General features: G+C 63.5%; 22 protein-coding genes. 15 read left to right on the plus strand and 7 right to left on the minus strand.

Features of this window, described 5'->3' with window-relative positions; translation table 11 throughout:
- The first annotated feature begins 57 nt into the window (after positions 1 to 57).
- From AC0L3O_RS03910 to AC0L3O_RS03925, 4 genes are all read left to right on the plus strand, one after another.
- On the plus strand, positions 58 to 1,143 hold the full coding sequence (locus AC0L3O_RS03910; protein WP_287226105.1) for a quaternary amine ABC transporter ATP-binding protein: 1,086 nt from the start codon (positions 58 to 60) through the stop codon (positions 1,141 to 1,143).
- Positions 1,140 to 3,122 (plus strand): ABC transporter permease, encoded by a 1,983-nt coding sequence (locus AC0L3O_RS03915; RefSeq protein ID WP_287226108.1) that lies wholly within the window; start codon positions 1,140 to 1,142, stop codon positions 3,120 to 3,122. Before AC0L3O_RS03910 ends, AC0L3O_RS03915 begins: the two co-directional genes overlap by 4 nt.
- A 139-nt stretch (positions 3,123 to 3,261) precedes the next feature.
- Positions 3,262 to 4,164, plus strand: a complete 903-nt coding sequence (locus AC0L3O_RS03920) for a dienelactone hydrolase family protein (protein ID WP_473614857.1) — start codon at positions 3,262 to 3,264, stop codon at positions 4,162 to 4,164.
- 307 nt (positions 4,165 to 4,471) lie between these two features.
- Positions 4,472 to 5,497, plus strand: coding sequence for a serine hydrolase domain-containing protein (locus AC0L3O_RS03925; protein ID WP_287226112.1), 1,026 nt, complete (start codon positions 4,472 to 4,474; stop codon positions 5,495 to 5,497).
- A gap of 35 nt (positions 5,498 to 5,532) precedes the next feature.
- Here AC0L3O_RS03925 and AC0L3O_RS03930 read toward each other — a convergent pair whose 3' ends face one another.
- Entirely contained in the window at positions 5,533 to 6,891 is a 1,359-nt protein-coding gene (locus tag AC0L3O_RS03930) for an NAD(P)-binding domain-containing protein (protein ID WP_287226114.1), read from the minus strand.
- A 251-nt stretch (positions 6,892 to 7,142) separates the two neighbouring features.
- Between AC0L3O_RS03930 and AC0L3O_RS03935 the strand changes: the two genes are divergently transcribed.
- Positions 7,143 to 7,853, plus strand: a complete 711-nt coding sequence (locus AC0L3O_RS03935) for a helix-turn-helix domain-containing protein (protein ID WP_473533937.1) — start codon at positions 7,143 to 7,145, stop codon at positions 7,851 to 7,853.
- Positions 7,854 to 8,159: 306 nt separating this feature from the next.
- Here AC0L3O_RS03935 and AC0L3O_RS03940 read toward each other — a convergent pair whose 3' ends face one another.
- The 6 genes from AC0L3O_RS03940 to AC0L3O_RS03965 form a co-directional block, all read right to left on the minus strand.
- A complete protein-coding gene (locus AC0L3O_RS03940) occupies positions 8,160 to 9,194 on the minus strand; it encodes an RNA polymerase subunit sigma-70 (protein WP_287226120.1) in 1,035 nt (344 codons plus the stop codon).
- A 37-nt stretch (positions 9,195 to 9,231) separates the two neighbouring features.
- Positions 9,232 to 9,978 (minus strand): SDR family oxidoreductase, encoded by a 747-nt coding sequence (locus AC0L3O_RS03945; protein WP_128167759.1) that lies wholly within the window; start codon positions 9,976 to 9,978, stop codon positions 9,232 to 9,234.
- Between the two features lie 133 nt (positions 9,979 to 10,111).
- Positions 10,112 to 11,152 carry a heme-dependent oxidative N-demethylase family protein gene (locus AC0L3O_RS03950; RefSeq protein ID WP_287226122.1) on the minus strand — a complete coding sequence of 347 codons (1,041 nt, stop codon included), beginning with the start codon at positions 11,150 to 11,152 and terminating at the stop codon, positions 10,112 to 10,114.
- A 9-nt stretch (positions 11,153 to 11,161) separates the two neighbouring features.
- Positions 11,162 to 12,127: a PDR/VanB family oxidoreductase gene (locus AC0L3O_RS03955; RefSeq protein ID WP_473614858.1), complete on the minus strand. Its 966-nt coding sequence runs from the start codon at positions 12,125 to 12,127 to the stop codon at positions 11,162 to 11,164.
- Positions 12,124 to 12,720, minus strand: coding sequence for a dimethylamine monooxygenase subunit DmmA family protein (locus AC0L3O_RS03960; RefSeq protein ID WP_287226126.1), 597 nt, complete (start codon positions 12,718 to 12,720; stop codon positions 12,124 to 12,126). The genes AC0L3O_RS03955 and AC0L3O_RS03960 overlap by 4 nt, the downstream gene beginning before the upstream one ends.
- A 14-nt stretch (positions 12,721 to 12,734) precedes the next feature.
- Entirely contained in the window at positions 12,735 to 13,868 is a 1,134-nt protein-coding gene (locus tag AC0L3O_RS03965) for an aminomethyl transferase family protein (RefSeq protein ID WP_287226129.1), read from the minus strand.
- A gap of 165 nt (positions 13,869 to 14,033) precedes the next feature.
- Between AC0L3O_RS03965 and AC0L3O_RS03970 the strand changes: the two genes are divergently transcribed.
- From AC0L3O_RS03970 to AC0L3O_RS04015, 10 genes are all read left to right on the plus strand, one after another.
- Complete coding sequence (locus AC0L3O_RS03970; protein WP_287226131.1) at positions 14,034 to 15,431, plus strand: ammonium transporter; 1,398 nt, start codon at positions 14,034 to 14,036, stop codon at positions 15,429 to 15,431.
- 37 nt (positions 15,432 to 15,468) lie between these two features.
- Positions 15,469 to 15,687, plus strand: a complete 219-nt coding sequence (locus tag AC0L3O_RS03975; protein WP_473533938.1) for a hypothetical protein — start codon at positions 15,469 to 15,471, stop codon at positions 15,685 to 15,687.
- A gap of 132 nt (positions 15,688 to 15,819) precedes the next feature.
- Entirely contained in the window at positions 15,820 to 16,716 is an 897-nt protein-coding gene (locus tag AC0L3O_RS03980; protein WP_287226135.1) for a class II glutamine amidotransferase, read from the plus strand.
- 4 nt (positions 16,717 to 16,720) lie between these two features.
- Positions 16,721 to 17,452, plus strand: a complete 732-nt coding sequence (locus AC0L3O_RS03985) for a GltB/FmdC/FwdC-like GXGXG domain-containing protein (RefSeq protein WP_287226137.1) — start codon at positions 16,721 to 16,723, stop codon at positions 17,450 to 17,452.
- A 6-nt stretch (positions 17,453 to 17,458) separates the two neighbouring features.
- Complete coding sequence (locus tag AC0L3O_RS03990; RefSeq protein WP_128171957.1) at positions 17,459 to 18,787, plus strand: FMN-binding glutamate synthase family protein; 1,329 nt, start codon at positions 17,459 to 17,461, stop codon at positions 18,785 to 18,787.
- Positions 18,788 to 18,824: 37 nt separating this feature from the next.
- A complete protein-coding gene (gene glnT, locus AC0L3O_RS03995) occupies positions 18,825 to 20,132 on the plus strand; it encodes a type III glutamate--ammonia ligase (RefSeq protein ID WP_128167767.1) in 1,308 nt (435 codons plus the stop codon).
- Between the two features lie 92 nt (positions 20,133 to 20,224).
- Positions 20,225 to 21,478, plus strand: coding sequence for a sarcosine oxidase subunit beta family protein (locus tag AC0L3O_RS04000; RefSeq protein ID WP_128167768.1), 1,254 nt, complete (start codon positions 20,225 to 20,227; stop codon positions 21,476 to 21,478).
- A gap of 16 nt (positions 21,479 to 21,494) precedes the next feature.
- Complete coding sequence (locus AC0L3O_RS04005; protein WP_128167769.1) at positions 21,495 to 21,770, plus strand: sarcosine oxidase subunit delta; 276 nt, start codon at positions 21,495 to 21,497, stop codon at positions 21,768 to 21,770.
- A 354-nt stretch (positions 21,771 to 22,124) separates the two neighbouring features.
- On the plus strand, positions 22,125 to 25,103 hold the full coding sequence (locus AC0L3O_RS04010) for a sarcosine oxidase subunit alpha (protein WP_473615012.1): 2,979 nt from the start codon (positions 22,125 to 22,127) through the stop codon (positions 25,101 to 25,103).
- Positions 25,096 to 25,725, plus strand: a complete 630-nt coding sequence (locus AC0L3O_RS04015) for a sarcosine oxidase subunit gamma (protein WP_128167458.1) — start codon at positions 25,096 to 25,098, stop codon at positions 25,723 to 25,725. Before AC0L3O_RS04010 ends, AC0L3O_RS04015 begins: the two co-directional genes overlap by 8 nt.
- Positions 25,726 to 25,955 lie beyond the last annotated feature (230 nt).

Raw genomic sequence — 25,955 nt, forward strand, 5'->3', positions numbered from 1 at the left:
GCGAGATCCGGTCATTCATGGCCGGGTCTCTATCCCATATTCCAGAAGGACGACGGCATGGCCGATACGACTGAACAGGTGCTGCAAGCGGCAGGCACGCCAATGGATGCCCGCCCGATAAAGCTCGCCTGCCGCAACGTCTGGAAGCTGTTCGGCGCGAACGCGGCCAATTTCATCCGCCAGCGCGACGGCAAGGCCAGCATGGCGGAGGTCGCCGCGGCCGGGCTGGTCGGCGCGGTGCGCGCCGTCGACCTCGAAATCCTCCAGGGCGAGATCTTCATCATCATGGGGCTTTCGGGGTCGGGCAAGTCGACGCTGGTGCGCTGCATGTCGCGGCTGGTCGAGCCGACGCATGGCAAGGTCGAGTTCGAGGGCAAGGATCTCCTCAAAATCTCCGATGCCGCTCTGATCGAGCTGCGGCGCCACCGCATGGGCATGGTGTTCCAGAATTTCGCCCTGCTGCCGCATCTGAATGTGCTGGAGAACATCGCCTTTCCACTGGGCATACAAGGGCAGGACCGGCCGACGCGCGAGAAGCGCGCGCGCGAAGTGATCGAGCTTGTCGGCCTGCGCGGCCGCGAGCATTTCTATCCGCGTGAGCTTTCCGGCGGCCAGCAGCAGCGTGTCGGCATCGCCCGCAGCCTCGCCACCAAGCCGGAAATCTGGTTTCTCGACGAGCCGTTTTCGGCGCTCGATCCGCTGATCCGCCGCGAGATGCAAGACGAATTGATGCGGCTGCAGACCATGCTGCACAAGACCATCGTCTTCATCACCCATGATTTCGACGAAGCCATCCGGCTGGCCGACCGCATCGCCATCATGAAGGACGGCGAGGTCATCCAGATCGGCACCCCGGAACAGCTGGTGGTCAACCCGGCGACCGACTATGTCGCCGAGTTCACCCGCGACGTCGACCGCGCCAAGGTGATCTCGGCGCGAAGCCTGATGCGCGCCTGCGCCGGCGCCGAGCATGGCGGCGTGGTCGCGCCGGATGCCAAGATATCGAGTTTTTCGGCTGATATCGTCTCGGCCGGCAAGCCGTTCGCCGTCGTCAACGGCACCGGCAAGCCGATCGGCGAAGTCACGCCGCAAGCGGTGATCGATCTTCTGGCCGGCATCGAGCGTTCCGGGGCCAACGCATGACAGTGACGGCAAGCGCCAGCGAAGCGAGATCGCGGCCGGTTCAGCTCTGGCTGGTGGTCTGGGCCTGCGCCCTTGCAGCCGTGCTTGCCGTGTTCCTGCTGCAGGACAGACTGCCCTGGGCGGTCAATTATCCGGCCAGCGCAGTCGTTCCGGTCGCCGACTGGGTCAGCGCGCTGATGAGCCTGATAAAGTCGAACTTTTCCTGGCTGACGCGCTCGATCACCGCGGCGCTCGGTGTGCCGCTCGATTTTGCGCTCGGTCTGCTCGCCAAGAATTTCAAGATCGGCCATGGCGCCGACATGCTCGTCCTGCCGCGTCTGTCCTGGGTCGGTGTCTGCATCGCCGCATTCCTGGCCGGACGTGCCGCCGGCGGCTGGAAGCTCGCCGCGCTGGTCGGCGGCTGTTTCCTCTACATCGCGCTGTTCGGCCAGTGGACCAGCGCAATGCTGACGCTCGGGCTGATCTCCATCGCCGTGCCGTTCTGCATCGTCAGCGGATTGTTCGTCGGCATCTGGGCGTGGCGCAAGCCATGGGCGGAGAGGCTGCTGATCTCCCCTGCCCTCGACCTGATGCAGACCATCCCGACCTTCGCCTATCTGATCCCGATGCTTCTTCTGTTCGGCAACAGTCCGGTTTCGGCGATGATCGCGACGGCCATTTTTGCGACGCCGCCGATGGTGCGCGCGACGATGCTGGGGCTGTCGCGGGTGCCGTCCGAAATCGACGATTTCAGCGAGATGGCCGGCTGCACGGCGCGCCAGAAACTGTGGCGCGTGCTGCTGCCTTCGGCGCGTCCGACATTGATGGTCGGCGTCAACCAGGTCATCATGCTGGCGCTCAATATGGTGATCATCGCTTCGATGATCGGCGCCGGCGGCCTCGGCTACGACGTGCTGTTGGCGCTCAGGGCGCTGAAGGTCGGCGAGGCGATGGAAGCCGGCCTTGCCATAGTGGCGCTGGCAATCGCGCTCGACCGGCTGAGCCAGGCGATCGCGCGCAATCACGCGAAGGGCCATGTCTATCAGGAGGTCAGCCCGAGCTTCTGGCGGCGCTACCCCAATCTGACGCTGGCCGTCGCCATCCTTGCCGTCACGACACTGCTTGGTCTGTTCGTGCCGGCCTTCGCCGCGGTGCCGAAGGCGATCACCTTCACCACCGCGCCGATGTGGAAGACAGCGGTGAGCTGGATCACGATCAACTTCTTCGACACGATCGAAGCCTTCCGCGTGGCGCTGATCCTCAATGTGCTGAACCCGGTGCGCGCCTTCTGCGAGGGTTTTCCGTGGCTGGGCGCGGTGTTCCTGCTCGGCCTTGCCGGCTACCAGCTCGGCGGCTTGCGCCTCGCTGCCCTGGTCGCGGCGCTGACCGTCTTCTGCGCGGTGACCGGCCTCTGGGAAAAGACCATGGCGACGGTCTACCTCTGCGGCATCTCGGCCTTCATCGCCTGCCTGATCGGAATTCCGATCGGGCTGATGGCATCGCGCAGCGACCGTGTCGAGAAGATCGTCACCCCTGTTATCGACACGCTGCAGGTGCTGCCGTCGTTCTGCTTCATCATTCCGGTGGTGATGCTATTCAGAGTCGGCGACGTGACGGCGATGATCGCGACCGTCGCCTTCGCCGTGGTGCCGGCCATCCGCTACACCAATCACGGCCTCAGGCAGGTGCCACCGGCACTGATCGAGGCGGCAAAGGTGTCGGGCTGCACCAAGCGCCAGACGTTCCTGCGCGTGCAACTGCCGCTGGCGCTGCCTGAGATCATGCTCGGCGTCAACCAGACCATCCTGATGGCGCTGGCGATGATCATCATCTGCGCCATGGTCGGCACGCGCGATCTCGGCCAGGAGGTGTTCATCGCGCTGTCCAAGGCCGATTCCGGCCGCGGCATCGTCGCGGGCCTCGCCATCGCCTTCATCGGCATCGTCGCCGACCGGCTGTTCAACGCCTGGACGGCCAAGGCACGGGCAAAGCTGGGATAGCCGGAGATAGAGGCGAGAGGGCTCGTTCTCCAGCGATTCTCGAAGGCGAACTCGCCGACCTTGCCAAAGCCGGACTGCCAAAGAAACGAAAGGCTCGCAAGCGTCGGCGTAATCGTTCCAGAGTTAGAAAGGCTGAACGATGTCTCTTCCATCCTTAGCTGCTACCGCAATCGCGGTTGTGCTGGCGACAACTGCTGCTGGATCTGATGATCAGTTCGATGAGTTTGCCGTGCCTTTTAACAGCGCGGATTTGACGCTTCCGGATCAGACGCGGGACCTTGCGGCCGGACGCGAAAGCATGATGTTCAAGCCTGTTGGCGAGGGCCCTTTTCCGGCGCTCGTCATCATGCCCACCTGCTATGGACATCTCTACACTTCGAACACGTTCGATTGGGCGCGGCGTGCCGTCGAGCACGGGTACGCGGCGCTCGTCATTGATCCGCTGGCTCCGCGCGGAGTCGACGACAACTGTGTCCGGCCCTTGGCCATCCCTGCTTCTCGGCTCCTGAAGGATGCGTTTGATGCTGCCAACCACCTCCGTCGGCAGCATTTCGTCGATCCCGCTCGCGTCGCTCTGATGGGTTTTTCGCAAGGCGCGATGACAGGACTCGCCGCCGCGGGATCGAGGCGGTCGCGACCGGATGGAACCGAGCCATTTCGCGCTATCGTCTCGGTTTACCCGGTTTGTCTTTTCGCGAACTTGCTGATGCCGGGAATGCCGCATCCCGTCGACATGCACTTCATTCCGGAAAAGATCGTCATACCTTTGCTGGTTGAAATAGGCGACCAGGACACGCAGGGCGGACCGCCGATGAACGGCTGCAAGACGCTGCTCGAAGAACGGAAGGCGCAGGGGGATCCGGTCGAACACATCGTCTACCATGCGACACATGTTTGGGATCATCGGGAATTGGGCAGCGCGGGGGAGCGCATACGCGGCGTCTATGGCCAGGAGATCGTGTATCAATACAGCGCAGAGGTGACCGAACAGTCGGCGAAGGACACGTTTGCCTTCCTCGATAAGCAAATGAAGGGGCCATGACGGCATTCTCTCATTCAACGAAGATCGGCAACTACGGCTGGCAATTGGATAACACCGCGTAGATCGCGTCGTCAGCCCAAGCGCCCTTAAACCAATCAGACTGGCGGAAATGGGCCTCTTTCACGAAGCGGCGCGGCAATTGGTGCGCTCTCCATGACCGGACTAAATTTTGAGGTAATGTTTGTCTAATCTCGCACCGACGCGAGCACGAAGTCTTCGAAAACATCCATCGATACCCCATCTAGGCAGGCGTCTTTGCCCGCCGCCCCACCTTCGTCTTGCCCAAAATGCATCCCAAGCTGGCTTCATGCTGAAGCGTCCCACCGTGATTCTCGCCTTTCTCCTCATCCTTTCCGTCGCTGCTCACGCTGCCGACGGCCTGGAGCAGCGGCTTGGAAAGCTGCTTGACGAGGCCGAGCGCCTGACGCCGCTGCGCACGGTTGCCATCGCGCATGAGGGCGCGGTCGTGGCGGAGCGCGGCTATCGCGGCCACTCTCCGGCACGTCCTGCCAACATAAAATCCGCCTCCAAGTCGATCATCTCGGCGCTTGTCGGCATCGCCATCGACAAGCGCGTGCTCAAAGGCACTGACCAGAAGATCGCTCCGCTTCTTCAGGCCGACCTGCCGGCGAACGCCGATCCGCGGCTCCAGCAGGTGACGATCGGTCATCTGCTTTCCATGCAGGCAGGGCTCGGACGGACCTCCGGCCCAAACTACGGGCGCTGGGTGGCAAGCGACAACTGGGTGCGGGCAGCGCTCGCCATGCCCTTCGACGACGATCCGGGCGGCACCATGCTATATTCCACCGGCTCGACCCATCTCCTTTCGGCGATCCTGACGCGGCGGACCGGCCGCTCGACCCTGGAACTGGCGCGCGAATGGCTCGGGCCGCAGCAGGGCTTTTCCATCACCGCCTGGGACCGCGACCCACAGGGCATCTATCTCGGCGGCAACCAGATGGCCATGAGCCCGCGCTCGCTGCTGGCCTTTGGCGAGCTCTACCGCAGCGGCGGGATGAGCCGCGGCGGACGGCAACTCGTGCCGGCCGATTGGATCAAGCTCTCCTGGCAGCCACGCACCGCCTCGCGTTTCACCGGTGACGGTTACGGCTATGGTTGGTTCATCCGCCAGATCGCGGGCGAAGCGGTCTTCTACGGGTGGGGGTATGGCGGGCAGATGGTCTATGTTGTGCCCGGGCGCGCGTTGACCGTGGTCATGACTTCGGACGAAAACGGCCCCGCCGGCCGCAGCGGCCACCGCGACGATCTCCATGCCCTGCTCGGCCGGATCATTGAAGCGACGAAAGAGATGCGCGAGGCGCGCAGCAACTGACGCATGTCGCGCAAAGCTGTGTGGTGAAGAAGCCGCTACTCCGCCGCGACGCCTTTCACCTCGAGATAGGATTCCATTGAATCGTCCATCGCCTGCAGCCAGGGCGTATGGTGCAGCGGCGCCATCGTGCCGGTCATCAGCGAGCGGTAGGCGTGGTCGCGGAAACCCATGATGTCTTGCGCCTTGTGGTGCTCCCATTCCATGAAGGTCTGATTGACGGCCTCGACGTCGAAGCCCGGATAATCGGTCTGCTCCATCAACTCCCTGGTGTAGTCGCCCTGGAACCAGATCATCTGCTCGGCGTCTTCCAGCGTTTCCTCACGCGCCCGCCAGTTCCTGCCGTGTTCGGCCATCGCCTCGGCCGAAGGCAGTTTTATGCGGCCCATGATGACGTCGCGCGCGAACCAGGCCTGCGCGTCGAACATGTTGAACGTGTAGAACTGGTCCTGCATGCCGATATAGAACAGCTGCGGGTTCCTCTCCCAGACGACGCCCTCATAGAGCCCGTCCGGCCACATGCGGTTGGCGGTCTTGAGCTTCAGATCTTCGGTCAGGAATGGGAACGAGTGGAGATAGCCGGTGCACAGGATGATGGCGTCGACATCCCTGGTGCTGCCGTCCTTGAACTGCGCGGTTTTGCCGACGACCTTCTGCAGCAGCGGCACTTCCTTCCAGTTGTCAGGCCATTTGAAGCCCATCGGCTTCGAGCGGTAGCTGGAGGTGATCGATTTGGCGCCGTATTTGTAGCATTGCGAGCCGATGTCCTCGGCCGAATAGGAGCGGCCGATGATCAGGATGTCCTTATCCCTGAATTCCATGGCGTCGCGGAAATCATGGCTGTGCAGGATGCGGCCATTGAAGCTCGAAAAACCCTCGAAATAGGGGACGTTGGGCACGGAGAAATGCCCCGAGGCGACGACGACGTTGTCGAACTCCTCCGAATAGGTGACGTCGTTGCTGCGGTCATGCGCGGTGACGGTGAACTTTTTCGTCGCGTCGGAGAAGGTCACCATGCGCACCGGGCTGTTGAAGCGCACCCATTGGCGCACGTCGGATTTTTCGACGCGACCCTTGATGTAGTCCCACAGCACGGCGCGCGGCGGGTAGGAGCCGATCGGCCGGCCAAAGTGCTCCTCGAAGGTGTAGTCGGCGAATTCGAGGCATTCCTTCGGCCCGTTCGACCAGAGGTACCGGTACATCGAGCCGTGCACCGGGTCGCCATGCTCGTCGAGGCCGGTGCGCCAGGTGTAGTTCCACAGGCCGCCCCAGTCGGACTGCTTTTCGAAGCAGACGATTTCCGGAATATCCGCGCCGTTGTCGGCTGCCGACTTGAAGGCTCGAAGCTGGGCCATGCCGGACGGTCCGGCTCCGATGACGGCAACACGACTTTTCATTGCGAGCCTCCCGGTCTCATTTCCCTAACGAAACAAATTTCACTGACAGGACAGTAATTGCCCCTTCGATGCTGTCAACAGGCCTTCTGCTGAAACCACGTGCACCAGATCGGATTCTGGGCAAAACCGCTGACGGCGGAAAAATCGGAGAGCACGCTGTTCGACAAAGTGCCTTCGCAGTTGCGCTCAGGTACCCGCACCGAATATGTTCACCCCGAGTGAAATAAATCCGCAGAACCCGGGGTGGCGACATGGCGAAAAAAGCTTTCAATTCCAGGAATGGGGCAGCCCCTTCCAAGGCCAAGCCATCGCCGAAGGGCGTGGCAACGATCCGGACGCCACTAAGCCAGGACCCGCACGCCGTTCGCGACACCCGCGAAAAGGTGCTCGAGGTCGCGATCGGCCGCGAGGTGCGGGCGTTTCGCAAAAAACTCGGCATCACTGTTGCCGATCTTGCCGCTGCCACCGACATTTCGCTTGGCATGCTGTCGAAGATCGAAAACGGCATCACCTCGCCGTCGCTGACCACCTTGCAGGCGCTGTCGCGGGCGCTCGGCGTTCCGGTCACCGCCTTCTTCCGCCGCTTCGAGGAAGAGCGCAGCGCCGTCTTCGTCAGGGCCGGCGAAGGCCTCGACGTCGAGCGCCGCGGCACGCGCGCCGGCCACCAGTACAATCTGCTCGGCCATATCGGCTCCAACACCAGTGGCGTCGTCGTCGAACCCTATCTCATCACGCTGACCGAGGATTCCGATGTGTTTCCGACTTTTCAGCACGAAGGCATGGAGTTCCTCTACATGCTCGAAGGCGAGGTCACCTACCGGCACGGCAGCAACCTCTACCCGATGAAGCCCGGCGACAGCCTGTTCTTCGACGCCGACGCGCCGCACGGGCCGGAGGTGCTGACAGTCCTGCCGATGCGCTATCTCTCGATCATCTGTTATCCGCAGGGCAGCGCAGGGTGAGAGGGTTCGGACGCAAGCGAAGTCCCCTCATTGAGCCCGTGGCCGCGAAGCGGCCGGATGGAATGTTACAGGTCCAGACTAGAGCGGTTCATCGTTTCACGGAAACGCCGAACCGCTCTATCTCTTTGTTTATGCGCAATTCCCTAGGGAAAGCGCTATGCGCTTTTCCGGGAAAACCGTTTCACGCTTTTCCTGGAATTGCTCTAATGCATGTCGCGCAAAAGTGTGCAGCGGTTTTGCGATATCGACATGCATGAAACAACAACCTAAAGCGCGTCGCATGGGGCCGGTCAAATGCGACGCGCTTTAGGATGGCGGCAGGCCGAAGGCCGCAAACAAACTGGGGCCGAGCGGTGGCACATAGATCGTCAGAGCCGCGATACCGCCCTCGGCGGGCTCGATCACATGCAGCGAATGGGCTCGCCAGGCAGGGTCATTCTGGCTGCGGGAATAGACCCCGACTGCCGGCTGGGCATTGGCTCCAATGGCTACGGTGCGGAAGCCCGAAAAATTGCCCCAGATGGTCTCGAGGAAACTGCGGATCGCCGCGCGTCCACGATACCATTCCTGCCAGGGCGGCATGCGATAGGTGGCGTCCTCCCGCAGGAGTTCGATCAGGCTGTCGAGATTGGCGGCCTCCCAGGCTCGCATGTAACGTTCGAGCAGCAGGCCTTCGTCGGGGTTGGGCTTCGATCGATGGATGGGACGTCCTTGGGGATATCGCGCCGCAAGGGTTATGCGGGCCCGCTGCAATGCGCTGTTGATCGAAACCGTCGACCCGCCCAGCAATCCCGCCGTTTCGACAGCCGACCAGCCCAGCACGTCGGAAAGCAGTAGAGCGGCGCGCTGCCTGGGCGGCAGATCCTGGATCGCGGCGACGAAAGCGAGTTGGACGGCTTCGCGGGTCTCGTAGCGCGCTTCCGGACCCGGCTCACCATCAGCGCGGCCCGGTAGCTCTGCGTCCGGGTAAGGCTCCAACCAGGTGACCTCGGCTGCAGGGCCGCCTGTGGCCATCCCGTGGGAAGCCGGCCGTTCGGGCTGCTGGAGAATGCGATTCGCCCTCGACCTGGCCTTGAGCGCGTTGAGGCAAGAGTTGGTCGCGATCGTGTAGAGCCAACCGCGAACCGAACCCCGCCCATCGAACTCCGATCTTGCGCGCCAGGCGCGCAGAAGCGTGTCCTGGACAAGGTCGTCCGCCTCGTGCAGCGAGCCCATCATGCGATAGCAATGGAGCTTGAGCTCCCGGCGATGGGCAGCCGTGAACTGTTCGAAGGCCAGCCGATCGAGGATCGGCTGGCCCGGCTCACGTACCGGCTTGAGAGGTGCCTGCGAGTCTGTCATGCGGATCCGGCAATTTTGAGTTTGCATTACGCGCGTCTCAGGCGGCCGGCGCAAGTCCGCTCGCGCTCACTGCGAAGGAACATCCTTGCGATTGTTGGGTGGCGAGTGCCACCACCGCCCGTCCGACGTCGGCCGGCGTCTGCATGTCGAGGATGCCCGCGATGAACTCCATGGGCCGGACGCCCCTATAGGCCGAAATGCTCTCGATGCCGGCGTCGCCCACGCCGGTCCCTGGCATGATGCGCATAGGCGCAAGCGCCATGAAGCGCAGGTCGAGGCCGCGCCGATCCGATTCCTTCTGGCTATGACCGGCCAGGAACATCTGCATGCGTTTTGCCCCGGCATAGCCGCCGGAATTCGGTGGCCCCCCGGTCAGAGCCGCGCCGCTGGAGATCAGAACAACCCGGGCGCCCGGTTTGAGCGGACGCCGAAGCGCGGCCTTGCAAAACAGAAACGACGCCTTGACGTCCGTTTCCCAGTTTGCGGAGAACGCCTCCCAGTTCTGTTCATGTAGGGGCGCGGAGGGGGCAAGAGCACCTGCGCATATCACCAGGACGTCCGGTTCCAGCGCGGCGAAGACCTGATCGGGAGCGATGTCCACAGTTGCATCGACCGCGAACGTCTTCACGCCCGAAGTCTCCCGGGCAAATTCCGCCAGGGTCTGTTCGCTGCGGGCGACTGCGAGGACCGTCGCCCCCTCGCTGAGGGCGGCTTCTACGATCGAGCGGCCGACACCACGGCTTCCTCCAACGACGACGACATTCTGACCTTGTAACAATCTCATGGACCCACCTTGCTATCCGGGCAGCTGGACCATCCAGGCACGCCCATTGATAAGGACAGCGCAGGCGGTCTGAAATCATCGGTGCGGGGTCAAAAATCTTCTCAGGTGATCGGAAGCGCCGGTGCAAGCCTCCTTAATCCGGCCCGAAGCCGGGCGATGTCGGGCTGCCGTCGTCCAGCTTCGACAGCCATTCGACCAGCGTCGCGCGGTAGCGTGTCAGGCCTTTGTAATTGGCGAGCTCTTCGGGAAGGTCGCGGATGACGCGGTGCAGGCGCCGCGCCCATTTCGGCTGGGTCACCAGCTCGTCCATTTTGATGAGATAACAGCGGATCGGGAAGACGATGCCGTTCGAGCGCGGCAGCCGCCAGAAGCTCTGCAATTCGACACGCAGATGGACCTTGTCGCCGACGTTTTCGGGCGTCACCGTCGCCCGGTCCGGACCCCATTTGTGGTAATTTTCCGGACTGGTGTCGAGGCGCGGATTGATGGTCATCGTCCAGTTCAGCCGCCGCGCCGGCTTGCCCTGCTGGATGTTGGTGAGGAATTTTAGCGCCCGGGTGAAAATCCCCTTCTCATGCGCCAGCGGCACCGGCGCGTGCCATTCGAAGAAGTTCATGCCGATGTCGAAATCCAGCGACCAGTCGGCCTGGGTGGTGACCATGCCGGCATCCATCCACAGATTGCCGTCGCGCTGGTCGAGGATGCAGAAATCGCCCTGGCTTTGCCGCGTGATGTATTCCATCGGCCCGTAGGGCAGCGTCGAGACATCGCCGAAGGTGAAGCTGTCGTCGATGCCGAGCGGCCGGTTGATCCAGCGCCATTTGTCGCCGTCGCGCGTCAGCGTGAAATGCTCGGGATAGCCCAGCGCCTGCTGTTCCATCAGAAGTTCGAGCAGGTCCCAGCCGGCCAGCGTCATGTGCGGCAGTGACTGGCAGCGCAGCGGGTCTTCCGCCAGCACCAGCGCGCGGTCCTGCATCTCGGCGACATAGTGCTCGTCGACGTCGATCAGGTTTTCGAGCGCGCTGCCCTTCGGTCCGACGACGTGCGGCTCGATGTTGACCGCATACATGTAGCTGTCCTCGTGGAACGGGAACGGGAACCGCCTGATGTGCTCCGGGCTGTTCCTGAAGGTGAAATCGTTACGGAACGTTTCGTTACGAAAGGTGATGCCCAAGCTCGCCTCCTATCTTTCCAGAACCAGCGACCTGCCCTCGAAGCGCGAGACGCAAGGCATGATCTTCTTGCCGCAACGGTGCTCTTCGTCGCTCAGCCAGTGGTCGATGTGGATGAAGTTGCCGTCATGCGCGATGACATTGGTCTCGCACTGGCCGCAGACGCCGCCGCGGCAGAGATAGGGCGGATCGACGCCGGCGGCCTCGATCGCTTCGAGCAGGCTCTGCTGCTCGCCGACACGGATCGACTTGCCGCTCAGGGCCAGCGTCACGTCGAACGGCGCGCCGGGCTGCGGAGCGGCGAAATGCTCGAAATGCACGGTCTCCGTCGGCCAGCCCAAGGCAGCGGCGCGGTCACGCACCCAGCCGATCATGCCCGACGGGCCGCAGACGTAGAGATGCGTGCCAAGCGGCTGCGACGACAGCAGCCGGTCGAGCTCGATCCGCTCGTCGCGGTCGTCGTGATAGAGCCTGACGCGGCGGTCGTAGCGTTCTCTAAGCACATCGGCATAGGTGCCGAGCGAGGCGGTGCGGCAGGTGTAATGCAGCTCGAAATTGCCGCCTTCCGCTGCCAGCTGCGCGGTCTGCGCCATGAAAGGCGTGATGCCGATGCCGCCGGCCAGCATCAGGTGCTTCCTGGCGCGCAGGTCGAGCGAGAACAGATTGACGGGGTAGCTGATCACCATCTCCATGCCGGGCCTGACATGCCTGTGCATGAACAGCGAGCCACCGCGGCCAGCATCGTCGCGGCGCACCGAGATGGTGTACTCGCGCGTGTCAAGCGGCGAGCCCATCAGCGAATAGGGATTGAGCCTGGTCCGCTCGCCGTCGCGCATCTCCACCACAACATGGGCGCCGCCGGAGAATGTCGGCAAAAGCTGCCCGTCGCGCCGGCGGAAATGGAAGCGCGTGACAAGTTCGTTGACCGGGACGACATCGCTCACGACGACGTCAAGCTTGGTGGTGCCGGTGCTCATCGAAAGATCTCCTCCGCCGGAGGAATTTCGCTGCGGTCTTCCGCATTGATGCAGACGCCCTGGAATGCGGCGAGGCGCCTGGAATAGTGATCGCGTACCAGAAGAAGCAGGCCACAATGCGAACAGGTCGCTGGCTGCGTCGTCACGTTTTCGGTGATGCCCTTGCAATGGACGCATTGAACGCGGCGCGCCAGCGAGCCGCGATGCTCGGTCTGGATCGAGGTGTGGTCGATGCCGGCTTCGAGCGCCGCCTGCATCGCCTGGCCGATCAGCCCCTCGGTGCCGGCGAGATAGAGGCGCAGGCCCATATGCGCGTTGGCCAGCGTCTGCTTCAGCCGCGGCAGGGCGCTGGCGAAGGAAGGTCCTTGGTAGAACTGCGCCGGCTTCAGCGCTTCGAGCGCGGCGACATGCTGGCCCTCATTGCCGGGGATGAAAATAATATGGGCATCGGCAAAAAAACCGTCGGGCGCCTTGGGGGCCAAGTCCGTTATCGCCAGCGCGCCGTCTGCATCGGCCACGAAAAGATGGTGCTTGCCGGGCTGCGGCGACAGGGTTCCGTAGACCGGCCGGCTGATGATGCTTTTCGCTGCCATCCTCCCAGTATGCCTTAGCCTTTTGCCGTGCGCTTGGTCTTCTTCGGATCGTCGAATGGAAGCGGCTCGGCCGTTGCGCTGATGGCGCCGCTCTGGTTGCGGATCTCGAGCCTGGTGCCCTGGACGGCACAATCGACATCGAGCCGGGCAATGCCCATCGATTTCTGGACCAGCGGCGAATACATGGCGCAGGTCACCACGCCGACCCTTTTGCCGTCGCGATAGACCGGTGCGCCCTCGTCGGCCGGCTCCTTGCCTTCGAGCAGCACGCCGAAGATCTTGAAGCGTTCCTTGCCCTTGAGGCGGTAGTGCTCCTCGGCGCCGCGAAACCCTGTCTTGCCGGGGCTGACGGTAAAATCGAGGCCGAGTTCCCACAGCGTGTCGCCGGGGCCTTCGTTCTCGAACGGATATTTCTGCGAATTGTCGTAGGGGTAGAACAGGAGGTAGCTCTCGACGCGCAGCATATCGAGCGTGGTGAACCGGCACGGGATGATGCCGGCGCTCTTGCCCTCGTCGAGGATGGTGTCCCAGATCGTGCCGGCATCCTGGCCACGGCAGAAGATCTCGTAGCCGCGTTCGCCGGTGTAGCCGGTGCGTGAGATCATCACCGGAAGACCGAACAGCCGGGTCTGCATGTGATGGAAATAGGCGAGGTCGCGTATGCCAGGCACATGCTTGGCCAGGTAGTCGACTGATATCGGTCCCTGCAGCGAAAGGTCGTGCAGATTGTCGTCAAAGCGCAGCGAGACATCGCGGCCCATGGCGGCGCGCTGCAATTCCTCATGGCCGGTGCCCGAACCATGCACGACCATCCAGGCATTCGGACCGGTGCGGTAGAGAATGCAGTCGTCGGTGAACTTGCCGGCCTCGTTGAGCATGCAGGCATAAGCCGACTTGCCGGGATATATTTTCTCGACGTCGCGCGTCGTGGCGAGGTCGATCAGGTGCGAGGCATGCGGCCCGGTGATGTGGACCTTCTTGAGGCCCGACACGTCCATCAGCCCGGCCTTGGTGCGGATGGCGATGTACTCCTCGTCGGCGTCCTTGTCGTAGGTCCAGGCAGTGCCCATCCCGCTCCAGTCTTCGAGCTTCGAACCGAGCGTACGATGGCGATCCGCCAAGGTCGAAAATCTCCAGGATGCGGTCATGGACTTGCTTCTCCTCACAAGATTGCCGGCGTTCGCCGCTCAAGGGCACTGAGGCCATGCGACGGTCCGGGCCATATTGACTCAAAACTCCAAAAGCGCGCAATACTAAGATGCAAAAAGTTTTACTGAGAGGCAAGGAACGCAACTGAACGGAGGGAACATGCAATGGAAGGGAATCTCAACGCTCTAACGACCATTTTCACGGAGTTCTATTACTGGGTGACCATCGTCATGATGTTCCTGATCCATGTCGGGTTCTGCATGTACGAGGTCGGCGTGTCGCGTCGGCGCAATCATCTGAAAACGCTGATGAAAAACGCGATGGCGATTCCGCTCGTCACGATCACCTTCTATTTTTTTGGCTGGTGGATCTATTTCGGCTTCCCCAACGGGCCGGGCATCGCCGGCGGACTTGTCACGGCGCCATTTGCCGAACCATGGAATCCGCTGATGGGCACCCATCTCTCCGGTGTCAATCCGGGCGAGACGGGGGTCACCCCTACCGACGCGGCGCTGTGGCATCGCCTCAACGGCGTGTTCTGGGGCGCCTTTCTGCTGTTTTCCATCACGACGGCGTCGATCATCTCGGGCTCGATCATAGAGCGCGCGCGCTCTGGCGCGTTCTGGATCGTCGCGGTGCTGATCGGCTCGGTCCTGTGGATCCTCGACGCGTCCTGGGGCTGGCATCCGCAAGGCTGGATGGTGAAATTGTGGGGCTATCACGACGCCTATGCATCGGGCGTCGTGCACGCAATCGCCGGCGGAGCGGCGCTCGCCTTTCTCATCGTGCTTGGGCCGCGCATCGGCAAATTCAGGCCCGACGGCACGGCCCGCGACATCCCGCCCCATAATGTCTGGCTGGTCACGATCGGCCTGTTCCTGATCTTCACCGGCTTCTGGGGCTTCTATGCCGCGTGCAACATTCCGCTGATCAGCCCGGCCACGATTGCCGGCCAGATCACCGGCGAGACCTGGACGGCGACCAATATCTATCTCGCGCCGACCACGCTCTCGGCGGTCACCTTCAACTTCTTGATGTCGCTGTCGGGCGGTATGCTGGCCGGCTACATCGTCTCGAAAGGCGACCCTTTCTGGACGTTCTCTATGGGGCTTTGCGGCATCATCTCGGCGTCTGCCGGCAACGACCTCTATCACCCGATCCAGGCGATGCTGATCGGCGCGATCGTCCCGAGCATCTGCTACAAGCTGCACTATTTCGTCGAGCGCCGCTTCAAGATCGATGATGCGGTCGGCGCCGTTGCGGTGCACGGTTATGGCGGCTTTCTCGGGGTCGTGGTGGCGGGCTTCATGCTGTGGGGACAGCCGTCCTCGCCCTATGAGGGCTTCGCGCACATCAACCCGCTCGGCAATTTCGCTGGTGCGGTGCTGATGTTCGTGCTCGGCTTCGTCCCCACCTTCGTCGTCTGCAAGATCCTCAACAGCATGAACCTCCTGCGTGTACCGAAGAAGGTCGAACTCGAGGGCGTCGACTTTGCCCTCAACCATGCGTTCGAGGGGTCGGTCCGCGAACTGGGAACCGCCGAAAAGGCCATGATCAAATAGTCAACCGACAGGTAGTCAAACGACAGGGAGAACCGCAATGTCGACCAATGGAATGGAAAGCTGGGCCGTGGACCTCAAGGACGTCGGCGCGATCTACCCTTTCCAGGGTTCTGAAGTGGTGATGGTGATCGTCGGCCTCGCCTTCTGGATCGGGTGGCACGTCCTCCAGACGCGCCAGGAGAACGCTGAGATCGAGGCCGATGTGGCGGTGGATCGCAGCGGCGAGGAGACCAGAAAGGCGATCGATCGCCATTAGACCGGAATAAGGTCGTCTGGCGCGTCATTTGCGCCGGACGACTTGTCCAGCATGAAAAAAACTTTCATATGAGTTGAATTCTATTTATGAAGCTGGTAGCACCGAAATCATAGCTTACCGCGGGAGCCTGACATGTGCGGAATCGTCGGATTGTTTTTGAAGGACAAGTCGCTCGAGCCCCAGCTCGGCTCGATGCTTTCGGAGATGCTGATCTCGCTCAGCGATCGCGGTCCCGACAGTGCCGGCATCGCCATCTATGGCACGCCATCCGGCAACGAGGCCAAGATCACCATGCAGTCGGCAAAACCGGAGCAGGATTTCCGCAACCTTGACGCCGAACTCGCCAAGGCGATCGGAGCGCCGGTAAGCATCGCAGTGAAATCGACGCATGCAGTGGTCAGGACCGCGCCTGCCAAGATCGACGAAATGCGCGAGGCGATCCAGGCGCTGCGCCCCGACATCCGCATCATGGGCGCCGGCGAGGTCGTCGAAATCTACAAGGAAGTCGGCTTGCCCGAAACGGTGGTCGATCGCTTCGACGTGCGCAGCATGACCGGCACGCACGGCATCGGCCATACTCGCATGGCGACGGAATCGGCGGTGACGACGATGGGGGCGCATCCGTTCTCGACCGGCGCCGACCAATGCCTGGTGCATAATGGCTCGCTTTCCAATCACAACAATGTCCGCCGCGAGCTGATCCGCGAAGGCATGAAATTCGAGACCGAGAACGACACCGAAGTCGCGGCCGCCTACCTCTCCTCGCAGATGGCGCATGGCAAGAATCTCGGCGAGGCGCTGGAAGGCACGCTGAGCGACCTCGACGGCTTCTTCACCTTCGTCGTCGGCACCAAGAACGGCTTCGGCGTGGTGCGCGATCCGATCGCCTGCAAGCCTGCCGTCATGGCCGAGACCGACCAATACGTCGCCTTCGGCTCGGAGTATCGTGCGCTGACCAAACTGCCCGGCATCGACAATGCGAGGGTCTGGGAACCCGAGCCTGCAACCGTCTATTTCTGGGAGCATTGAGTTCATGCCGGCAATCAACGTCTCCAAGGCACTCGACCAGAGCCATGCATCAGGGGTGTTCGACCTGGCCGAGATTCCGCTGCGCGAGCTCAACCAGGCGCTTCACGATTTGCCTCCCGGTTCGAACCAGACCGCCTTGGAAGTGCTCAATCCGAAAGGCAGCCATTCGGTGGCGGTCGGCGTCGACCAGCCGGTTACCGTCGATGTCCGCGGCAGCGTCGGCTATTATTGCGGCGGCATGAACGACGGCAGCGCCATCACGGTGCATGGCTCGGCCGGACCCGGCGTCGGCGAAAACATGATGTCGGGCTCGATAACGGTCAAAGGCGACGCCAGCCAATATGCCGGCGCCACCGGCAGGGGCGGGCTGCTGGTCATCGAGGGCAACGCGTCGTCGCGCTGCGGCATCTCGATGAAGGGCATCGACATCGTCGTCCACGGCAATATCGGCCATATGTCGGCCTTCATGGCGCAGTCCGGCAATCTGGTGGTGCTGGGCGATGCCGGCGATGCGCTCGGCGATTCCATCTACGAGGCGCGGCTGTTCGTGCGCGGCAAGGTCGGCAGCCTCGGCGCCGACTGCATCGCCAAGGAGATGCGGCCCGAGCATCTGGCATTGCTGCAGGACCTGCTCGACCGCGCCGGGGTGACCGGCGTCAAGGCGGCGGAGTTCACGCGTTACGGCTCGGCGCGCACCCTCTACAATTTCAACATTGACAACGCCGAGGCGTATTGAGGCTCAATGACCTATCGCAACCCGCCGACGACGCCGCGCAAATCCGCGACCTTCGACGACTACACGCTTTCCGAGATCCGTCGCGCCGCTGCGACCGGCATCTATGATATCCGCGGCGCCGGCGCCAAGCGCAGGCTGCCGCATTTCGACGACCTGCTTGTGCTCGGCGCCTCGATCTCGCGCTATCCGCTTGAAGGCTATCGCGAGCGCTGCGACACCAGTGTCGTGCTGGGCTCGCGCCATGCGAAAAAGCCGATCGAGCTGAAAATCCCGATCACCATTGCCGGCATGAGTTTTGGCTCGCTGTCCGGCCCGGCCAAGGAAGCGCTCGGCCGCGGCGCGACGCTGTCCGGCACCTCGACGACGACCGGCGACGGCGGCATGACCGAGGAAGAGCGCGGCCATTCCAAGACGCTGGTCTACCAGTACCTGCCGTCGCGCTACGGCATGAACCCGCGCGACTTGCGCCGGGCGGATGCGATCGAGATCGTCGTCGGCCAGGGTGCCAAGCCCGGTGGCGGCGGCATGCTGCTTGGCCAGAAGATCTCCGACCGTGTCGCCGAAATGCGCACGCTGCCCAAGGGTATCGACCAGCGCTCAGCCTCACGCCATCCCGACTGGACCGGGCCCGACGATCTCGAAATCAAGATCCTGGAACTGCGTGAAATCACCGACTGGGAAAAGCCGATCTACGTCAAGGTCGGCGGCGCGCGGCCCTATTACGATACAGCCCTTGCGGTGAAATCAGGCGCCGATGTCGTCGTGATCGACGGCATGCAGGGCGGCACCGCCGCAACCCAGGAAGTGTTCATCGAGAATGTCGGCCAGCCGACGCTTGCCTGCATCCGGCCGGCGGTGCAGGCACTGCAGGATCTCGGCATGCATCGCAAGGTGCAGCTGATCATCTCCGGCGGCATCCGCAACGGCGCCGATGTCGCCAAGGCGCTGGCGCTCGGCGTCGACGCGGTGTCGATCGGCACCGCCGCACTTGTCGCGCTCGGCGACAACGATCCGCGCTGGGAGGCGGAGTACAACGAGCTCGGCACCACCGCCGGCGCCTATGACGACTGGCACGAGGGCCGCGATCCGGCCGGCATCACCACGCAGGACCCCGAGCTGATGAAACGGCTCGATCCGATAGCGGCCGGGCGACGGCTGGCCAATTATCTCAAGGTGATGACGCTGGAGGCGCAGACGATCGCCCGCGCCTGCGGCAAGAACAGCCTGCACAATCTCGAGCCCGAGGATCTCGTCGCGCTGACGATCGAAGCCGCCGCCATGGCCGGCGTGCCGCTGGCCGGCACCAACTGGATACCGGGGAAGAACGGCTTCTGATACCAAACTACCAAATACCAATAAGCGAGGAACTATAATGGGGAACGATCTCGCCGCCTTCGCCAAAGGGAACGGCGTCAAATATTTCATGATTTCCTACACCGACCTGTTCGGTGGACAGCGCGCCAAGCTGGTGCCGGCGCAGGCCATCGCCGACATGCAGAAGGACGGCGCCGGCTTTGCCGGCTTTGCCACCTGGCTCGACCTGACGCCGGCGCATCCAGACATGCTGGCCGTGCCGGATCCGGATTCGGTCATCCAGCTGCCGTGGAAGCCGGAAGTCGCCTGGATTGCCGCCAATTGCATGATGGACGAAAAAACGGTCGCCCAGGCGCCGCGCAACACGCTGAAGCGGCTGATTGACGAGGCGGCGGGCGACGGCATGCATGTCAAGACCGGCGTCGAGGCCGAATTCTTCCTGATCTCGCCGGACGGCAACACGATTTCCGACGAATACGACACGGCGTCAAAGCCCTGCTACGACCAGCAGGCGGTGATGCGGCGCTATGATGTCATCGCCGAGATCTGCGACCACATGCTGGCGCTCGGCTGGGGCGCCTACCAGAACGACCATGAGGACGCCAACGGCCAGTTCGAGATGAACTGGGCCTTCGACGATGCGCTGGCGACCGCCGACAAGCATTCCTTCTTCAAGTTCATGGTGAGGTCCGTTGCGGAAAAGCACGGCCTGCGCGCCACCTTCATGCCAAAACCATTCCCGGGCCTGACCGGCAATGGCTGCCACGCCCATATCTCGGTGTGGGACAAGGACGGCAAGACCAATGTCTTTGCCGACAACGCCATGGAGCTCGGCCTGTCGGCGAAGGGCAGGAATTTTCTCGGCGGCATCATGAAGCATGCCTCGGCGCTTGCCGCGATCACCAACCCGACCGTCAATTCCTACAAGCGCATCAATGCGCCGCGCACCATTTCGGGCGCCACCTGGGCGCCGAACTCGGTGACCTGGACCGGCAACAACCGCACCCATATGGTGCGCGTGCCCGGCCCCGGACGCTTCGAGCTGCGCCTGCCCGACGGCGCGGCAAACCCTTATCTGCTGCAGGCGGTCATCATCGCCGCCGGCCTCGACGGCATCCGCTCGAAGGCCGATCCCGGCAAGCGCTACGACATCGACATGTACCAGTTCGGGCATACGGTGGAGGGCGCGCCGAAGCTGCCGCTCAACCTGCTCGATGCATTGCGCGAGTTCGACAACGACAAATCGCTCAAGGCGGCGCTGGGTGAGGAATTCTCGTCGGCTTATCTAAAGCTGAAGCATCAGGAATGGAATTCCTATGCTTCCCACTTCACCCAGTGGGAGCGCGACCACACGCTGGATATCTAGAGCATCGGACCGAAAAGTGTGAAGCGGTTTTCGGACGATTCCGATGCGTCAAGAATGGTCCTGCGCGGCGCGAGCGACCTCGGAATAGAGTCATGAAATACTCGATCTTCTCCCTCGCCCGTGCGGCATTTTCCGGTCACAAGAATTGGCAGCGCACCTGGCGCGACGCCAGCCCGAAGGACCGCTACGACGTGGTGATCATCGGCGGCGGCGGCCACGGCCTGGCGACGGCATGGTTCCTCGCCAGCGAATACGGCATCAGGAATGTCGCCGTGCTCGAAAAGGGCTGGATCGGCTCCGGCAATGCCGGCCGCAACACCACCATCATCCGCTCCAATTACGGGCTGCCCGGCAATACCGGCTTCTACGAGCTGTCGATGAAGCTCTGGGAGCGGATGGAGCAGGACCTCAACTACAACACGATGGTCAGCCAGCGCGGCGTCATCAACCTTTACCATTCCGATGCGCAGCGCGACGCCTATGCGCGGCGCGGCAACACGATGCGCATCAACGGCATCGATGCCGAACTGCTCGACCTTGCCGCGGTCAAGAAGATGATGCCGTTCCTGAACTTCGACAATGCCCGCTTTCCCGTGCAAGGCGGCCTGCTGCAGCGGCGCGGCGGCACGGCACGCCACGACGCCGTGGTCTGGGGCTACGCCCATGCGGCGAGCGCGCTCGGCGTCGACATCATCCAGAACTGCGAGGTGACCGGCTTTGGGCGCGACGCCAACGGCAAGGTGACCGGCGTCGAGACATCGCGCGGCGCAATCGGCGCCGGCAAGGTCGGCATGGCCGTCGCCGGCAGTTCGTCGCGCGTCGCGGCGTTGGCTGGCCTGCGGCTGCCGATCGAGAGCCATGTGCTGCAGGCCTTCGTTTCCGAGGCGATCAAGCCGCTGATCCCCAATGTCATGACCTTCGGCGCCGGCCATTTCTATGTCAGCCAGTCGGACAAGGGCGGGCTGGTCTTCGGCGGCGATATAGACGGCTACAATTCCTATGCCCAGCGCGGCAACATGCCTGTGATGGAAGACGTCTGCGAGGGCGGCATGGCGCTGATGCCGATGATCGGTCGCGTGCGCCTGTTGCGCCAATGGGGCGGCATCATGGACATGTCGATGGACGGCTCGCCGATCATCGACAAGACGCCGGTGGACGGGCTCTATCTCAATGCCGGCTGGTGCTATGGCGGCTTCAAGGCGACGCCCGGCTCCGGCCTTGTCTTTGCCCATCTTCTGGCCCGCGACGAACTGCACAAGGAGGCGGCGCGCTTCCGCCTCGACCGGTTCCGGCGGGGCGCGATGATCGATGAAAAGGGCGTCGGCGCCCAACCGAACCTGCACTGAGGACGGTCCGAAAAGCATGCGTATTGTCTGTCCCTTCTGCGGCGAACGCGAACTCGGCGAGTTCACCTGTCTCGGCGACGCCAAGCCGCTGCGGCCGGCTGCCGGCGCCTCGGAAGACGAGGTCTTCGACTATGTCTATTTACGCGACAACATTGCCGGCGAGACCAGCGAACATTGGTACCATGGCGGCGGCTGCCGGGCCTGGCTGAAGATCACCCGCAACACGCTGACGCACGAGATCTCCTCGGTCGAGCCGGCGGCGGGCGTGGGTGCAAGGCAGGTGGCAAAATGAGTATTCTTAGCCAGCTCAGCGCTGCCGCGAAGAACGCGAGGCCCCTACCTCCCCCTTGTGGGGAGGTCGGACCGCAGGTCCGGGTGGGGGTCGGCGCCGCGGGGGGCCCCCCCCCCGGGGGGCCGCGCCCCCCCCCCCCCCCCCCCGCGCCCGCGGGGGGGCGCCGCCCCCCCCCCCCCCCCCCCCCCCCCCCCCCCCCCCCCCCCCCCCCGCGGGGGGGGGGGGGCGGGCCCGCGGGGGGGGGGGGGGCGCCCCCGGCGCCGCACCCCCACCCCGCTGCTTCGCAGCGACCCTCCCCACAAGGGGGAGGGTTAGGGGCAGCGCGACGCTCCTGCATGAAGGCCGGCAACCGTGATCACCAGCCAGCCCCATCGTCTCACATCGGGCGGTCTCATCGACCGCTCGGCGCCGCTGAACTTTCGCTTCGACAGCAAAACCTTTGCCGGCTTCCAGGGCGACACGCTTGCCTCGGCGCTGATCGCCAATGGCGTCAAGCTGGTCGGCCGCTCGTTCAAATACCACCGGCCGCGCGGCATCCTGACCGCGGGCTCGGAAGAACCCAACGCACTGGTCGAGCTGCGCACCGGAGCCCGGCGCGAGCCCAACACCAAGGCGACCACCGCCGAGCTTTATGACGGTCTGGAAGCCGCCAGCCAGAACCGCTGGCCGTCGCTGCGCCACGATCTGATGGCGGTCAACCAGCTGTTCTCACCGATCTTCGTCGCCGGCTTCTACTACAAGACCTTCATGTGGCCGGCAAAATTCTGGGAAGCGGTCTACGAGCCGGCGATCCGCCGCGCCGCGGGTCTCGGCCGCGCCGCGGGCGTTGCCGATCCTGATCATTACGACAAGACGTGGGCGCATTGCGACGTGCTGATCGCCGGTTCCGGCCCAGCCGGGCTGGCGGCAGCACTTGCCGCCGGCCGATCTGGTGCCCGCGTCATCCTGTGCGAGGAAGATTTTGCGCTTGGCGGCCGCCTGCTTGCCGACGGCGGCACGATCGACGGGGTGCCCGCAGCCGAATGGATTTCGCGCACGCTGGCCGAGCTCGCCTCGCTGCCGGACGTCCGCATCATGACCCGCACGACGCTGTTCGGCGTCTATGATGGCGGCACCTATGGCGCGATCGAGCGGGTCAACGACCACCTGCCCTCCCCGCCAGAGCATCAGGTGCGCCAGCGGCTGTGGCGGATCGTGGCAAAGCGCTCGATTGTTGCCGCCGGCGCCATCGAACGGCCGATCGTTTTTGCCGGCAACGACACGCCCGGCGTGATGATGGCTTCGGCGATGCGGACCTATATCGCGCGCTATGCGGCAACCCCGGCGAAGAGGATTGCGCTGTTCACCAACAATGAGGATGGCTGGCGCACGGTCGAGGCGGCACTCGACGCCGGATTGCAGATCGCTGCCGTTGTCGATGCGCGTCCGGACGTATCGGCCGCGCATCGCGCGCTTGCCGCCAAGGCCGGCTTTGCCGTTTTGAACGGTTTCGTCAGCGGGGTGGACGGCGGCAAGGACGGTGTCAGGAAAATCTCGGTGGCGCTCGCCGGCGGCGCACGCGCCGAGGTCGAAGCCGACGGGCTTGCCGTTTCCGGCGGCTGGAACCCGGCGGTCGGGCTGACTTCCTACCATCGCGGCCGGCCGAAATGGCAGGACGACATATCCGCCTTCGTGCCGGACGGCGCGCCTCCCGGCATGGTGGCCGCCGGTGCCGCCAACGGCGCTTTTGGGCTCGGCGCCTGCCTGCGCCAGGGATTCGCCGCCGGTGCGGCGGCAGCGCAGAGTGCCGGACACAGCGGCAATGCCGGCGCTCCGCCAGTCGCCGAAGACGAAGCTTTTTCGCTGACCCCGCTCTGGCATATTGCCGGCAAAGGCAAAGCCTTTGTCGACTACCAGCATGACGTCACCGCTGCGGACATCGAACTGGCGCAGCGCGAAGGCTTTGAGTCGGTCGAGCACCTCAAGCGCTATACGACGCTCGGCATGGCGACCGACCAGGGCAAGACCTCGAATGTCGCCGGCCTCGCGATCATGGCGGCGCTGTCAGGAAAATCCCTTCCCGAGACCGGCACGACGATCTACCGTCCGCCCTATGTGCCGGTCGCCATCGGCGCGTTTGCCGGCCATCATCGCGACGAAAACTTCCATGCGACAAGGCTGACGCCGTCGCATCACTGGGCAGCCGAACAGGGCGCGGTGTTCGTCGACACCGGCTTGTGGAAGCGCGCGCAATGGTATCCGCGCGCCGGCGAGAAGGACTGGCTGGAAACGGTCACCCGCGAGGTCAAGGCGGTGCGCGGCGGTGTCGGTTTTTGCGACGTCTCGACGCTCGGCAAAATCGACGTGCACGGACCGGATGCCGGCGCCTTCCTCGACCGCGTCTACATCAACACTTTCTCCAACCTTGCTGTGGGAAAAGCCCGCTACGGGCTGATGCTGCGCGAGGACGGCATGGTCTACGACGACGGCACCACGTCGCGGTTGGCCGAGGACCACTATTTCCTGACCACCACGACCGCCAAGGCCGGGCCGGTGATGCAGCATCTCGAATTCTGCCGGCAGGTGCTGTTTCCTCAATTCGACGTGCAACTTACGTCAGTCTCCGACCAGTGGGCGCAATTCTCGATCGCCGGGCCGAGCGCACGGGAGTTGCTGAAACAGATCGTTGATGATTCAGAGGACCTTTCGAACGAGGGCTTTCCATTCATGGGCGCGCGGGAGGTATCCCTTCGCGGCGGCATCGGGGCGCGGCTGTTCCGCATTTCGTTCTCCGGCGAGATGGCGTTCGAGATCTCCGTTCCGACCTGCTACGGCGACGCGCTGGTGCGCAACCTGATGATAGCCGGCAAACAATTCGGCGCCACACCCTATGGCACCGAGGCGCTTGGCGTCATGCGCATCGAAAAGGGCCATGTCGCCGGGCCCGAGCTGAACGGCACGACGACCGCGGCCGATCTCGGCTTGGGCAAGATGATGTCGACCAAAAAGGATTTTATCGGCCGCGTCATGGCCGGACGCGAGGCGCTGGTCGCACCGGACCGGCAGGTCGTGGTCGGCATCAAGCCGACGGACAGAGCGCGCCGCCTGCGCTCCGGCGCGCATATCATTCCGAAAGCCGAGGTACCGGGTTCCGCCAACGACCAGGGCTATGTCACCTCGGTCTGTTTCTCGCCGACGCTTGACCAGTGGATCGGGCTGGCGCTTGTCGAGCGCGGCCGCGAGCGCATCGGCGAGATCGTCCATGCGCATGACCCGCTGCGCGGTGAAGACTATGATGTCGAGCTGTGCAATCCCGTCTTCTACGATCCGGATGGAGGGCGCCAGCGTGGCTGAGTTTTCGTGGCTTTCTCGCAGTCCGCTGGAGCACGCACTTGTCGTGGGCGCCCATGGCGCGCGCGACGTCGCGTCGGGCATTTCCCTCAGTGAAGTTCGCAATTTCGACCTGATCCAGGTGATGGCGCGGCGCGGCAAAGGGGCGGAACTGGCAAACGCCGCCAAAGCCCGCTTCGGCATGGCGGCTCCGGACGCGCCCAAGGCGGTGCAAGCTGCGGACGCTGCGCTCATCTGGTCGGGACCGGACCAGTTCCTCGTCCTGTCCAAAGGCGGCAAGCACGTGATGGACATTTTGAGACAGGCGTTCTCGCAATCCGCCTCGCTGTCGGACCAATCGCATGCGCGCGCCCTGATCAGCGTCTCGGGAGCCAAGGCGCGCGCCATGCTGGCGAAATTGTCATCGATCGATCTGCACCCGACGGCGTTTCCGATCGACGCCGCTGCCACCACATCGATCGACCACACCGGCGTCAATCTCTGGCGTGGCAATGATCGGCCGGACGGGCAGCCGGTGTTCAATCTTCTGGTGTTTGCAAGTTTCGCCGAAAGCCTGTGGCACACGATGCTCGACGCAGCCGCCGAGTATGGCGTCGACATCGGGTATTCCGAGGAGTTGGGGTAGCGGTTGCCTCTTCCCTTCTCCCCTTGTGGGAGAAGGTGGATTGGCGCGCAGCGCCAAGACGGTTGAGGGGTGTTGGACGGAGTGCGGCCGATGCCAAGCTGGAGCACCCCTCATCCGACCGAGCTTCGCTCGGCCACCTTCTCCCACAAGGGGAGAAGGGGGAGCCCCACCACCTTCGCCTTGCCAAACCGACACGCACTGCTATTCTTGCTGATAAAATAATTTTACGG

The sequence above is a fragment of the Mesorhizobium sp. WSM4810 genome, assembly GCF_055811235.1.